Source organism: Stutzerimonas kunmingensis (assembly GCF_014764705.1).
Taxonomy (GTDB): domain Bacteria; phylum Pseudomonadota; class Gammaproteobacteria; order Pseudomonadales; family Pseudomonadaceae; genus Stutzerimonas.
In genome coordinates this window covers 1-626 of the sequence record NZ_JACXXG010000104.1, presented here as the reverse complement: position 1 = coordinate 626, position 626 = coordinate 1, and the positions used below count along the sequence as shown (strand labels likewise).

Genomic DNA, 626 nt, shown 5'->3' with positions numbered 1-626 from the left:
GATTAGGACTTGCCACTGTTCTGCGGTGCGGTGTTTTCTCATGGAAATAACCTCGCGTTGTTGAATGCGAGGTCACTCTAGGGCGGAAGTCAGCGGGATGGCAGGATGTCTTGGAATGAACGCTTACGACGAAGACGACACTCAGTAGCAGTGAACGACCAAGCGGGACTATCGATACGTTGTTTTTGGCACCCGATCTGCTGGGTGCCAACTCATAGCCACCAGAGGGCAAACCGGCCCGCGGCTTGTCGCGCAACCGTTCGTCAACAGAAAACGGCAACGGCTGATTTCAGCATCGGCGCTATCCGAAGGCATGACTACGACTCTTGATAGATCGCAGGCAGACAGGCTCCACAACAAGTCCTGCACGGCCTCAGCCTGCCGCCCGCACTATTCAGCCATCCTTCTACACGCCGAGCCGGAAGCAGCCTTGGCTGTCTCGATAGATATTTCTTCAGCGCAAAAGCAAACCCCCGACCAGCTTACGCGGGTCGGGGGCTTGGGAAAGGAGCTTGACGATGACCTACTCTCACATGGGGAGACCCCACACTACCATCGGCGATGCGTCGTTTCACTACTGAGTTCGGGAAGGGATCAGGTGGTTCCAACGCTCTATGGTCGTCAAG

At 56.1% G+C, this 626-nt stretch carries 1 rRNA gene; it reads right to left on the bottom strand.

The window, feature by feature from the left end:
• Positions 1-510 precede the first annotated feature (510 nt).
• A 5S ribosomal RNA gene (rrf, locus tag IEG05_RS23130) occupies positions 511-626 on the bottom strand.